The sequence below is a fragment of the Pseudoalteromonas sp. SWYJZ98 genome (assembly GCF_015864495.1).
Taxonomy (GTDB): Bacteria; Pseudomonadota; Gammaproteobacteria; order Enterobacterales; family Alteromonadaceae; genus Pseudoalteromonas; species Pseudoalteromonas distincta.
Genome location: NZ_JADYXA010000003.1, coordinates 28,325 through 40,115, shown reverse-complemented (window position 1 = coordinate 40,115; position 11,791 = coordinate 28,325). Strand labels below are relative to the sequence as shown.

Here is an 11,791-nt window from a genome sequence, read left to right as displayed (position 1 = left end):
TTGGCGCATCCCTATTTACTATGTCATCGAACGTATTAACGAATATTGAAGTTGGAGAAGTTTCATGGGTAAAATTATTGGAATCGATTTAGGTACTACAAACTCTTGTGTTGCAGTACTTGATGGTGGCAAAGCACGTGTTATTGAAAACGCGGAAGGCGATCGCACAACCCCGTCTATTATTGCTTACACGCAAGACGGCGAAACATTAGTAGGTCAATCTGCTAAGCGTCAAGCGGTTACTAACCCGACAAACACATTATTTGCAATCAAGCGTTTAATTGGTCGTCGTTTTGAAGACGAAGAAGTACAACGCGATATCGGCATTATGCCGTTTAAAATCATCAAAGCTGATAACGGCGATGCATGGGTAGAAGCGGGTGGCGAAAAACGCGCTGCACCACAAATTTCTGCTGAAGTACTGAAAAAAATGAAGAAAACGGCAGAGGACTTCTTAGGTGAAGAAGTAACTGAAGCTGTAATCACAGTACCTGCATACTTTAACGATTCACAACGTCAAGCAACGAAAGATGCTGGTCGTATTGCGGGTCTTGAAGTTAAACGTATTATCAATGAGCCAACTGCTGCGGCACTTGCTTACGGTATGGATAAAAACCGTGGCGAAAACATTGTTGCAGTATATGACTTAGGTGGCGGTACTTTCGATTTATCAATCATTGAAATTGATGAAGTTGAAGGCGAGCACACTTTTGAAGTACTTGCTACAAACGGTGATACTCACTTAGGTGGTGAAGATTTCGATAACCGTGTAATCAACTACCTAGTAGCTGAATTCAAGAAAGATCAAGGTTTAGACTTAAAAACGGATCCTCTTGCAATGCAACGTGTTAAAGAAGCTGCTGAAAAAGCAAAAATTGAACTGTCATCTGCACAATCAACTGAAGTAAATCTTCCGTATGTAACTGCTGATGCATCTGGTCCTAAGCACATGAACGTGAAACTAACACGTGCTAAGCTTGAATCACTAGTTGAAGATTTAGTAACTAAATCTCTAGAGCCACTTAAACGTGCACTTGCTGATGCTGATTTATCAGTAAGCGACATCAACGATATTATTCTTGTTGGTGGCCAAACACGTATGCCTTTAGTACAAAAAACAGTTGCTGATTTCTTCGGTAAAGAACCACGTAAAGACGTAAACCCTGATGAAGCAGTTGCAGTAGGCGCAGCGATTCAAGGTGGTGTACTTGCTGGTGACGTTAAAGATGTACTATTACTAGACGTTTCTCCATTATCTCTAGGTATTGAGACAATGGGCTCAGTAATGACTGCATTAATTGAGAAAAACACGACGATTCCTACTAAGAAATCGCAAACATTCTCAACAGCTGAAGATAACCAATCTGCTGTAACAATTCACGTGTTACAAGGTGAGCGTAAACGTTCAAGCGACAATAAATCTTTAGGTCAATTTAACCTAGAAGGTATTCGCCCAGCACAACGTGGTACACCGCAAATCGAAGTAACATTCGATGTTGATGCCGATGGTATCTTACATGTATCTGCGAAAGATAAAGATACAGGTAAAGAGCAAAAAATCACAATTCAAGCATCTTCAGGCTTAAGCGATGAAGAAGTTGAAAAAATGGTTCGTGATGCAGAAGCACATGCTGAAGACGATAAAAAGTTTGAAGAACTTGTAGCTGCTCGTAACCAAGCTGATGCTCTAGTACACGGTACTCGTAAGCAAATTGAAGAAGCTGGCGATGCATTACCAAGTGAAGACAAAGAAGCGATTGAAGCGGCTGTTGTAGATTTAGAAGCTGCTATTAAGAGCGACAACAAAGAAGAGATTGAAGCTAAAACTCAAGCTCTTGCTGAAAAGTCTCAAAAACTAATGGAAATTGCACAAGCGAAAGCACAGCAAGGTTCAGCAGATGCAGGCGAGCAATCAGCTAAGCAAGACGACGACGTTGTTGATGCAGAGTTCGAAGAAGTGAAAGACGACAAGTAATTGTTGCTAACGCTTCTCGCTAGCCAAAACACTTAACTCAATCGAGTGTTTAGGTTAGGATGAACAATTGAGGCGCGCGAGCAATAGCTTGTCGCGCCTTTTGCATGTATTTAAGGTTTAAAAATTCAATGATAAATCGATGCGATTTATCGGTTTATCCAGCAGCTCACGCTGCAAACAGAAAAGAGTAGTGTGATAGATATGTCAAAACGCGATTATTACGAAGCCCTCGGCGTAAGCAAAGATGCGAGTGAGCGAGACATAAAAAAAGCGTATAAACGCTTAGCGATGAAATATCATCCAGATCGTACCGCAGGCGATAAAGAGCTTGAAACTAAATTTAAAGAAGTTAAAGAAGCTTACGAGATTTTAACCGATCCTCAAAAACGCCAAATGTATGACCAACATGGTCACGCGGCATTTGAGCAAGGCGGTGGCGGTGGTCATGGCGGCTTTGGTGGCGGTCATGGCGATTTTGGTGATGTATTTGGTGACGTATTTGGCGATATTTTTGGTGGCGGCGGTGGTCGACGTCAATCTCGTCAACAACGTGGTTCTGACTTACGTTACAACATGGACTTGAGCTTAGAAGAAGCGGTTCGTGGTAAAGAAGTTGAAATTAAAGTACCAACATGGGTGGGTTGTGAGCCGTGTGATGGCAGTGGTGCTAAAGCAGGTTCTAAGCCTAAAACATGTACTACGTGTCATGGTGCTGGCCAAGTACAAATGCGCCAAGGTTTCTTTGCTGTTCAGCAAACGTGTCCAACGTGTCAGGGACAAGGTCAGATTATTTCAGACCCTTGTAACAAATGTCATGGTCAGGGCCGCGTAGAAAAAACTAAAACGCTTTCAGTTAAAATTCCAGCTGGCGTTGATACAGGAGACCGTATCCGCTTAACTGGTGAAGGTGAAGCCGGAATGCACGGCGCGCCATCTGGCGACTTGTACGTGCAAGTATCTGTTCGCGAACATGAAATATTTGTGCGTGAAGCAAATAATTTATACTGTGAAGTACCAATTAGCTTTACAACAGCAGGTCTTGGTGGCGAAATTCAGGTGCCTACACTTGATGGTCGTGCAAAACTTAAAATACCTTCTGAAACGCAAACGGGCAAAATGTTCCGTATGCGTGGCAAAGGCGTTAAGTCTGTTCGAAGTGGTGCCCAAGGCGATCTAATTTGTAAGGTAGTAATCGAAACGCCAGTTAATCTTAACGAGCGTCAACGTGAACTACTGCAAGAGTTAGATGAAAGTATGGGTACAGATAGCTCGAAAAATCGTCCTAAAGAGCAAGGCTTTTTTGACGGTGTTAAAAAGTTTTTTGATGATTTAACCAAGTAAATTTAAATTATTAATAATGAAACGGCGCTTTTTAGCGTCGTTTTTTTTGCTTTAAATTTTATTTTTGTTACTGTTAAAAAAAACACGATTAAATAGTATGACCCCAGCAATCGAATTACTTAAAAAACAAAAAATCCCCTTTGAAGTACTCAGTTACGAACACGATGCAGGTAATAGTCAATATGGGCTTGAAGCTGTTGAAAAGTTAAATTTAGATAGCGCCCAAGTATATAAAACCCTCGTTCTTGAAACACACGAAAGGCAGCTAATTGTTGCTGTTACTCCTGTGTCGCAACAAGTTAACTTAAAACAGTTAGCAAAATTATGTGGTGCCAAAAAAGTAGCCATGGCTGCCCCGCAAAAAGTTCAAGCTAGCACTGGTTATATTTTAGGGGGAGTAAGTCCACTTGGACAAAAAAAACGCTTAGCTACGTTTATTCATAGTAGTGCTTCACTTTTTGATACTATTTATGTGAGCGCCGGAAAGCGAGGTTTAGAAATCGCACTCTCCCCAACTAATTTAGCGGCGTTAACTGACGCTAAATTTGGCGATTTATAGCCTTTATTTTTAAAATTACTCTTCATAAAGGCAATTAACTCAAGTTAAGCAATTTGCTCAATACCTTATTTGTAACTACATTGAGAGTATCTTTATACCGTTAATATTTAATACCAAACGGTATTACACATTTTGTATACGGCTGTTTGTATGAACCTTTTAGATGTAGATTATTTTGCAATACTGGTGGCTGCATTGTCTTCTTTTATGCTTGGCGGCATATGGTACTCAAAAGCACTCTTTAAAAACGCTTGGCTAGAAAGTATTGGCTTAACTGACCTTGATTTACAATCAGCCAATCCCAAGTTGATATTTGGCGGCAGCTTCTTTTTAGTATTTATAGCGGCTTTAATGTTGTCTCTATTTTTAGGTAAAGACGCAAGCTTAGTTGAGTGTATAGGAACAGGCTTTGTGATCGGCTTTTTTTGGATCAGTAGTTCACTAGGGTTAAGTTATATATTTGAGCAACGCCCTTTAAAGCTATTTTTAATTAACGGGAGTTACTGTATTTTACAGTTTTCGTTAATGGGGCTTATTTTAGGTATTTGGCCGTAAGGGTTGAGTAGCCGTTAATGCCCGGTTTGATTCTTACCTGAGAGTAGAGTAGGTTTATATAATCGTATTTACATGATTTGGTAGCGGTATTAATGAAAATATTAGTAGTTGATGATATGCCGCTCATGCGTCATGTTTTAATTAATATGCTAAGAAAATTGGAGTATTGCAATATCGTTGAAGCTACTGATGGATTACAAGCTTTGGCTTTATTGCGTGACCAACATTTCGATTTGGTTATTACAGATCTTCATATGCCAAAAATGGATGGTGTTGATTTACTCACAAACATTCGAAAAGACAGAGCCCTTGCCGATATTCCTGTGTTGATGGTTACCTGTGAGGATAGTAGAGATAAAGTTAAGCAAGTTATTGCAGCTAAAGTATCAGGGTTTATAATCAAACCTTTTAATATGAATGTATTATCATCTCAATTAAACCGCTTCTTTTTCAAAGATTAGGTTATATTTTTCATCATCATTAAATTATTATGAGCTCACTTTAATAACTATACCGCGTAAAAATTCTAAAACCCAGTGGTCACCTTTACCCACCTAATACCAATGAGCAATAATACTTAATCATTTTGCGAGGCTTAATGTATCTCTCCCTGTGTTAAAAAATTCTCATTTAGGACAATTAAATAGCGAATTTTCGCCTAGCTATCAACACGTTTTTCTACCCTCAAATAGATCACTTAATTAAACGAATTGCTATAAACTGGTATCATAAAGAATAATTTTTTATATAGTACAGCAGGACTTAATGGCAAAACCCAATAAAAAAGGCCCTACTAAAACGGTCGATATTTTTTGCTCTGCTTGTAAAGCTTCCCTATTTAAATATCGAAAAGGAGGCAAAGGAGCATTAGTTAAGTGTTTTAAAGAGCGTATTAGTCAAGACTTTACACACGAGCCCTGTATTTGCCCTAATTGCAGTCGGCCTTTTGCCCGAGAAGCGATTATTCGTGGTGCGCCTGCCTATAAAATAATTGGTGGCAAAGTAACTTTTAAATAATTCAGATACAGTAAAATTTCTTCATACGGACATATGGCCTTGTTAGAATTTACCATATTGATAGAATCGCTCGGTTTGCTGTTTCAATGAATGAAAAAATACCCTCCCCATGGATCGGGCCAGTTTATTGGGTTATTTAAAAATGGATAAAGGATAGTTTCGTGATAGCACTCTTATTTGACATCATAGGTATGACAGGTACTTTTTTAGTAGTTGGTTCATTTTTCTTACTGCAGCTAGGAAAAACGTCCCCATCTAGCCTAACGTATAATATGATGAATTTAACAGGGGCGATTTTGTTGTTAATTAGCCTTTGCTATAACTTTAATTTAGCTAGCTTTGTGATAGAAATATTTTGGATAGCTGCTTCATTAATTGGTTTATACAAATACCTAAAAAACAGATCAGCTTTAGCTACAAATTAATAACGTATTAATTTTGTTCTAAACCTTAAACACTGCAAGCACACCTGTTTGTGGTGTTTTTTGTTTTTAGGACTAGATTTAATTAATAAGTATAATTAAATTCATTTGTTAACAAAAAGTTTATATCCCTGCCTCATATAAGTCGTTACACTAGCGACCTTAAATTTTTAGGCTATTTCTCGGGTAGGCCATGTTTACGTTTTCTAAAAAAATAATTACAGTATGTATATTATTAGTATTAATTTTGGTTGTTACATTTTGGGTAGGCCGCGCTCACGATATTGAAAAAGCAACAGCTCAAGCGCAGCGTCAGGTTACTCAATTAAATAATTACATTGATACTGAACTCGCTCGTTTTTCGGCTATTCCCCAGCTACTTACTTATAATCAGTTAATGATTGAATTTGCAAACGGCGACCAAGCCCATTACAACGCTATAAATAATTACTTAGCTGATATACAACAAGCCAGTGGTGCATCAGATATATTTGTACTTAATGCCCAAGGCGCAGTAACGGCAAGTAGTAACTGGCAAGCCGATTACACATTTTTAGGCAGTAACTTTGCCTTTAGACCTTACTTTAAACGTGCATTTGCAGGTGAAAAAGTGGCCTACTTTGCACTAGGTATGCGTTCAAAAGAGCGTGGCATTTATTTTTCGCAGGCTGTTTATCACGACAACAAAGCGGTTGGTGTTGTTGTATTAAAAGTGAATGTAAGCAAATTTGAAAACGACAGAGAGCTTTTAAATACATCTAAAGGTAGCCATTTTTATTTAGAGCTTAGTGATAATATAATTGCGATGTCTGATATGCAAACATGGCGTTTAAATAGCTTCAGCGAGTTTGATATAACAAAGCGACGTAATATAAAATTACGCCGTGCTTATTTAGATCATCAACCTGTATATATTAAGCAATTTCAATATAAGAGCCAGGGTATTTCGCATTTTAAAATTAATAAAAACCTTTATGTGAGTGCGACAAAACCACTGCGTTATTTTAGTGCACATATGAACGTACTTGTTGATATAACAAAAGTAAATTCAGCTCAATTAATACGCTTGTTTTGGGCATTTAGCATTTATGCTTTAGTTATTATTGTTGGTTATAGTTTACTTGCTCGTTTTGCGGGTTATAAAAAGCTCGTTTACTCTAGGCATAGTCTTGAGCAAAAAGTGATTGAGCGCACACAAGAGCTTGAGAAAACGCAAGTTGCATTAGTTCAATCAGCAAAACTTGCAACAATTGGGCAGTTAAGCGCAGGTATTAATCACGAAATAAACCAGCCCCTTAGCGCTATGAATACTTACCTAGCAAGCGCCAAACGTTTACTCGCTAAGCAAAATTACACCGCACTTGGCGAAAGCATAACGGTGATTGAGGGGCTTGTAGGTCGCGTACACAAAATAGTGGGGCAGCTAAAACATTTTAGCAAACCATCACAAACTCAATTAAGGCCTTATCCGTTAGCTGGTTTATTAAATAACGCCTTGATGATTGCCAGCTCACAACTAAAGCAAGATAACGTACACGTAGAGCAGCCTAATTTAGATAGTGGGTTAATAGTGTGGGTTGATTCACTTAAATTTGAGCAAGTGTTGGTTAACTTAATAACCAACGCGAGCCAAGCTATGAATGGCGCAATAATACGTAAATTAAGTTTTAATGTTGAGTGTTTTGATAACCGAGTTAAACTCTCAATTTTAGATACTGGGCCTGGGATAGAGCAACACGCTTTTGGTAATATTTTCGAACCTTTTTATAGTACTAAAGAGAGTAACGGTTTAGGCCTTGGATTATCTATTTCAAAACAAATCATTGATTCGTTTAATGGCTCTTTAAGTGCGCACAATCGACTGCAAGGTGGGGCTGAGTTTATAATCAGTCTATCAAGCACGCAGGATAAAACAGATGATTGAAAACTCACCGTGTAAGCACATCATTGTAGTTGATGATGAAGCGATGATCAGAGATTCATTAAAGCAATTACTTACCCTCGAAGGCTATACAGTTGAGTGTTTTAATGATGCAAGTACCGCACTAACAAAGCTTAATCGACGTTTTATGGGTGTTGTACTGAGTGATATAAATATGCCTGCAATGGATGGGCTTACTTTGCTTGAGCAAGTTACGGCATTTGATAGCGAACTGCCGGTTATATTTTTAACTGGGTACGCCGATGTAACCATTGCTGTTAAAGCTATGCAATTAGGCGCGTATGACTTATTTGAAAAACCAGTCAACGAAACATTACTTGATTGCATAGCAAGAGCATGCGACAAGCGTAGCTTAGTGATTCAAAATCGTGCACTAAAACTTGCTGTACAAAAAACCTCAGCGCCGGGTGTACGAATACTAGGTGATACTCCTAAAATGCAAGATATGATGCATTTACTCAATACGGTTATTGATACTCCCGCTGATGTAATGATTGAAGGTGAAACTGGCACCGGTAAAGAGCTAGTAGCGCGTTACTTACATGATCAAAGTATTCGCTCAGCAAGTAACTTTGTGGCTATAAATTGCGGCGCGGTACCTGAGCAGTTGATAGAAAGTGAGTTATTTGGTGCTGCAAGTGGCGCCTATACAGGAGCAACTCACACGCGTAAGGGAAAGTTTGAATTTGCACAAGGCGGTACCGTTTTTTTAGATGAAATAGAAAGTACCCCAATGTCGTTGCAGGTTAAATTATTACGCGTATTAGAGGAGCGAAAAGTAACTCCAGTAGGTGATAATAAAGCAATTGAATTAGATATAAGAATTGTTGCAGCCACTAAAGTAGATTTGCTTTTATTAGTTGAAAAAGGTGAATTTAGAGCAGATTTATATTATCGACTAAGCTTGGTAAAAGTAGATATACCGCCTCTTAGAGCTCGCAAAGCAGATATAGTATTACTGTTTAAGCATTTTAGCTCTATTGCAGCAACACGCTATCACAAGCCGCCAGCACCTCTTAATAGCGAAATACAACAGCGACTCTTAGCGTACGACTGGCCTGGTAATGTAAGGGAGCTTAGAAACCAAGCTGAGCGCGCGGTTTTATTAGGAGTAGAACTTGCTTTTAGTGTTAGCAAAACGCAGGCTAAAGGTGAGCTTTCTCCCGATTTAAGCTTATCTGAAAAAGTTGCTTTTTATGAGCAGTCGTTAATAGAAGAAGCCCTAGAGCGTAACCATGGCAGTATTAAAAATACGATGGATACACTGCAAATCGCTCGTAAAACCCTTTACGATAAAATGAGTAAATACAATTTAAACCGCGATATGTTTATTGACTAAATTGTGTGGTTTATGTGACAACTTCGTTTTTATGGTGTGTGGGAAACCGCACATTTATTCTCTTTTTTTATATGCAGTATCCATTAAGCGCCTGAAATATAAGAGTATTTTACCATTGGCAGTAAAGTTGCCTTATTAGGTCTGACAACAAGTAGATTCTAATAATTAGGACACATAATGATAAAGTTTACACACTCTACTATTTTACTCACTTCAATAAGTAGCTTTGCTTTTTACTCGTACACGGCTTGCGCTACTGAATATGATGTTTATGGTAAAGCCGAAGTTCAAATTGCTAATACAGATACGGGTATTATGCGTTACGCAGAAGAAGGCACGCAGATTGAAGCGCCATTTTCGCGTATAGGCATTCAAGGGCAACACAAATTAAATGAATATTTAAACGTTGTTTTTAAATACGAAGTGCAAGTAAAAGGCTTTGAGCAAGATGACACCGAAGAGCCATTTAGTGCAAGGAATACTTATCTTGGTTTAAAAGGTCAATTTGGCGAGCTTGTAGTGGGAAGAAATGATACTCGCTTTAAATACTCTGAAGGCAAAGTTGATAACTTTAATGAAACCCAAGGTGACATAGCCCAAGTTATTGCAGGACAAGATAGACTTGGTGATACGCTAACATACACTTCTAATTATTGGCATAATACGCAATTTTCGTTTACTTATGCTCCAAAAGACGACAACAAAGATAACGAAGCTGGATTTGCAGCAACTTTTATTTATGGTGATCGTAGCTTAAAAAAAACCTCATATTACTTATCATTAAGCCATGTTGATTCTCTTAATAATATTAATGCGAGCCGAATAGCAGCAGCCTATAAATTTGAACAATTACAGCTTGGTGCACTGTATCAGCATTCAGAATCAACAGATGGTATAAAATCAGGTAGCGGTTATGTGTTAAGTGCAAGCTATACGCTTGATAAATGGGTACCTAAATTACAGTTTGCTAAAGATGACTCTTTACTTCGTCAAACTTCTGAGGCAACACAATGGACTACGGGCCTTGACTATGTATTTGATAAGCAAACAACTGCTTACCTTTTATACACCGACCTTAATTTAGAAGAACAAGACGACAGCAGTGTTGCGCTTGGTCTTAAATACAAATTTTAGAGGCCTGCCATGACAGATAATATACTCACGCAAAAACCAGATAAGAAAAGACATTTCCAATGGCTTTTTTTGATACTAGGCCCTGTAGTAATGCTAATGACATGTTTACTCGATCCACCAATGGGTATGTCTGTAGCGGCATTTAAAACCGCAGGTTTAGCATTTTGGATGGCATCGTGGTGGGTGAGCGAAGTAGTACCAATTCCAGCAACTGCTTTGCTCCCTCTGGTAATATCACCACTTGCTGATATAGCAGCAATTAAAAGCGTGGCTGCCCCGTATGCGCACCCGCTAATATTTTTATTTTTAGGTGGTTTTTTAATTTCTATTGCTATGGAGCGTTGGGGCTTACATAAACGTATTGCGCTAAGCACCATGTTATATGCGGGTAAAAAGCCAAGCTTGCAAATTTTAGCCATGATGCTGGTAACCGCATTTTTGTCGATGTGGATGTCTAATACCGCAACAGCTGTAATGATGCTGCCTATTGCGCTTTCGATTACCAATTTAGTAAAGCAATCAGACCCGAGTAATGAAGGTTTTGGTAAGGCTTTACTGTTATCAATTGCTTATGGTGCAAGTATTGGTGGTATTGCTACCTTAATCGGTACTCCGCCTAATGCTTTAATGGCTGCTTACTTGTCAGATAGTTACCAAATAGAAATTGGCTTTGCGCAATGGATGATTGTAGGCGTACCACTGTCTTTAGGCATGCTAATTATTAGCTGGGTTTGGCTTACTAAATTTGCGTATAAAGTAGATGCTAATATTAAAAACGATCAAAAAATTGATACAAAAGCGGTGTTTTCAACGCAGTTAAAAAGCCTAGGTATAATGCAGCGCGCCGAAAAAGGCGTGTTATTTGTGTTTGTTTTAGCAGCACTGTGTTGGATATTTAGACCTCTATTAGGTGACATAACAGGTCTTAATATTTCAGATACTACTATTGCAATTGCAGCGGCATTGCTGTTGTTTGTAATGCCAGCGAATAAAGGCAAAGATGAGCGTATCCTTGATTGGGAAAGCGCAGCTAAAGTGCCGTGGGGCGTTTTATTATTATTTGGTGGCGGGCTTACACTTGCATCTCAAATTAAGTCATCAGGGCTTGCTGAATTTATTGCTCACCTAATTGAAGGCGCTAGCACTATTCCACTTGTTATGAGTGTACTTGTTGTTGTGGCATTAATTACGTTTTTAACTGAGATCACAAGCAATACAGCGACTGCTGCTGGCTTTCTTCCTTTGTTAGGGCCCGTTGCAGAGTCTATAACAGGTTCACCATTGGTTTGGGTTATTCCTGCAGCTATAGCGTGTAGTTGTGCGTTTATGATGCCGGTAGCGACACCACCAAATGCTATTGTGTTTGGCTCTGGGCAAATTCAAATGCGCGACATGATAAGAGCGGGTTTTGTGCTAAACATTGTGGCTATTGTATTAATTACGCTGGTTACAATGACGATTGCAGCCCAAGTATTTGGCTTTTAAAGCTGAACTAAATTAGTTCAAA

11 protein-coding genes are annotated in these 11,791 nt (G+C 38.7%); all 11 read left to right on the top strand.

Annotated elements, in window-relative coordinates; all coding sequences use genetic code 11:
- Positions 1-64 precede the first annotated feature (64 nt).
- The 11 genes from dnaK (at position 65) to I6F10_RS03080 (ending at position 11,769) form a co-directional block, all read left to right on the top strand.
- A complete protein-coding gene (dnaK, locus tag I6F10_RS03130; protein WP_165742521.1) occupies positions 65-1,975 on the top strand; it encodes a molecular chaperone DnaK in 1,911 nt (636 codons plus the stop codon).
- A 201-nt stretch (positions 1,976-2,176) separates the two neighbouring features.
- Positions 2,177-3,316 (top strand): molecular chaperone DnaJ, encoded by a 1,140-nt coding sequence (gene dnaJ / locus I6F10_RS03125; RefSeq protein ID WP_002959065.1) that lies wholly within the window; start codon positions 2,177-2,179, stop codon positions 3,314-3,316.
- A gap of 97 nt (positions 3,317-3,413) precedes the next feature.
- Positions 3,414-3,875 (top strand): Cys-tRNA(Pro) deacylase, encoded by a 462-nt coding sequence (gene ybaK, locus I6F10_RS03120; RefSeq protein ID WP_024604031.1) that lies wholly within the window; start codon positions 3,414-3,416, stop codon positions 3,873-3,875.
- Between the two features lie 150 nt (positions 3,876-4,025).
- On the top strand, positions 4,026-4,430 hold the full coding sequence (locus I6F10_RS03115; RefSeq protein WP_002959069.1) for a DUF1761 domain-containing protein: 405 nt from the start codon (positions 4,026-4,028) through the stop codon (positions 4,428-4,430).
- Positions 4,431-4,522: 92 nt separating this feature from the next.
- Entirely contained in the window at positions 4,523-4,891 is a 369-nt protein-coding gene (locus I6F10_RS03110) for a response regulator (protein WP_165742520.1), read from the top strand.
- 304 nt (positions 4,892-5,195) lie between these two features.
- Positions 5,196-5,447, top strand: coding sequence for a hypothetical protein (locus I6F10_RS03105; RefSeq protein ID WP_002959073.1), 252 nt, complete (start codon positions 5,196-5,198; stop codon positions 5,445-5,447).
- Between the two features lie 161 nt (positions 5,448-5,608).
- Positions 5,609-5,872 carry a CBU_0592 family membrane protein gene (locus I6F10_RS03100; RefSeq protein WP_024595558.1) on the top strand — a complete coding sequence of 88 codons (264 nt, stop codon included), beginning with the start codon at positions 5,609-5,611 and terminating at the stop codon, positions 5,870-5,872.
- Between the two features lie 190 nt (positions 5,873-6,062).
- Positions 6,063-7,793, top strand: a complete 1,731-nt coding sequence (locus I6F10_RS03095) for an ATP-binding protein (protein ID WP_165742519.1) — start codon at positions 6,063-6,065, stop codon at positions 7,791-7,793.
- Positions 7,786-9,150: a sigma-54-dependent transcriptional regulator gene (locus I6F10_RS03090; RefSeq protein WP_002959078.1), complete on the top strand. Its 1,365-nt coding sequence runs from the start codon at positions 7,786-7,788 to the stop codon at positions 9,148-9,150. The genes I6F10_RS03095 and I6F10_RS03090 overlap by 8 nt, the downstream gene beginning before the upstream one ends.
- Before the next feature lie 177 nt (positions 9,151-9,327).
- The gene (locus tag I6F10_RS03085; RefSeq protein WP_165742518.1) at positions 9,328-10,284 is read left to right on the top strand and encodes a porin; all 957 of its coding nucleotides are present in this window, start codon (positions 9,328-9,330) and stop codon (positions 10,282-10,284) included.
- 9 nt (positions 10,285-10,293) lie between these two features.
- Positions 10,294-11,769 (top strand): SLC13 family permease, encoded by a 1,476-nt coding sequence (locus I6F10_RS03080; protein WP_165742517.1) that lies wholly within the window; start codon positions 10,294-10,296, stop codon positions 11,767-11,769.
- The last annotated feature ends 22 nt before the right edge of the window (positions 11,770-11,791 follow it).

Excerpts from the sequence above, each read along its gene's own strand:
- I6F10_RS03115 (WP_002959069.1), top strand. The coding sequence starts at position 4,026 with ATGAACCTTTTAGATGTAGATTATTTTGCAATACTGGTGGCTGCATTG.
- I6F10_RS03090 (WP_002959078.1), top strand. The coding sequence starts at position 7,786 with ATGATTGAAAACTCACCGTGTAAGCACATCATTGTAGTTGATGATGAA.
- I6F10_RS03095 (WP_165742519.1), top strand. The coding sequence starts at position 6,063 with ATGTTTACGTTTTCTAAAAAAATAATTACAGTATGTATATTATTAGTA.
- I6F10_RS03105 (WP_002959073.1), top strand. The coding sequence starts at position 5,196 with ATGGCAAAACCCAATAAAAAAGGCCCTACTAAAACGGTCGATATTTTT.
- ybaK (WP_024604031.1), top strand. The coding sequence starts at position 3,414 with ATGACCCCAGCAATCGAATTACTTAAAAAACAAAAAATCCCCTTTGAA.
- dnaK (WP_165742521.1), top strand. The coding sequence starts at position 65 with ATGGGTAAAATTATTGGAATCGATTTAGGTACTACAAACTCTTGTGTT.
- I6F10_RS03080 (WP_165742517.1), top strand. The coding sequence starts at position 10,294 with ATGACAGATAATATACTCACGCAAAAACCAGATAAGAAAAGACATTTC.
- I6F10_RS03110 (WP_165742520.1), top strand. The coding sequence starts at position 4,523 with ATGAAAATATTAGTAGTTGATGATATGCCGCTCATGCGTCATGTTTTA.
- dnaJ (WP_002959065.1), top strand. The coding sequence starts at position 2,177 with ATGTCAAAACGCGATTATTACGAAGCCCTCGGCGTAAGCAAAGATGCG.
- I6F10_RS03085 (WP_165742518.1), top strand. The coding sequence starts at position 9,328 with ATGATAAAGTTTACACACTCTACTATTTTACTCACTTCAATAAGTAGC.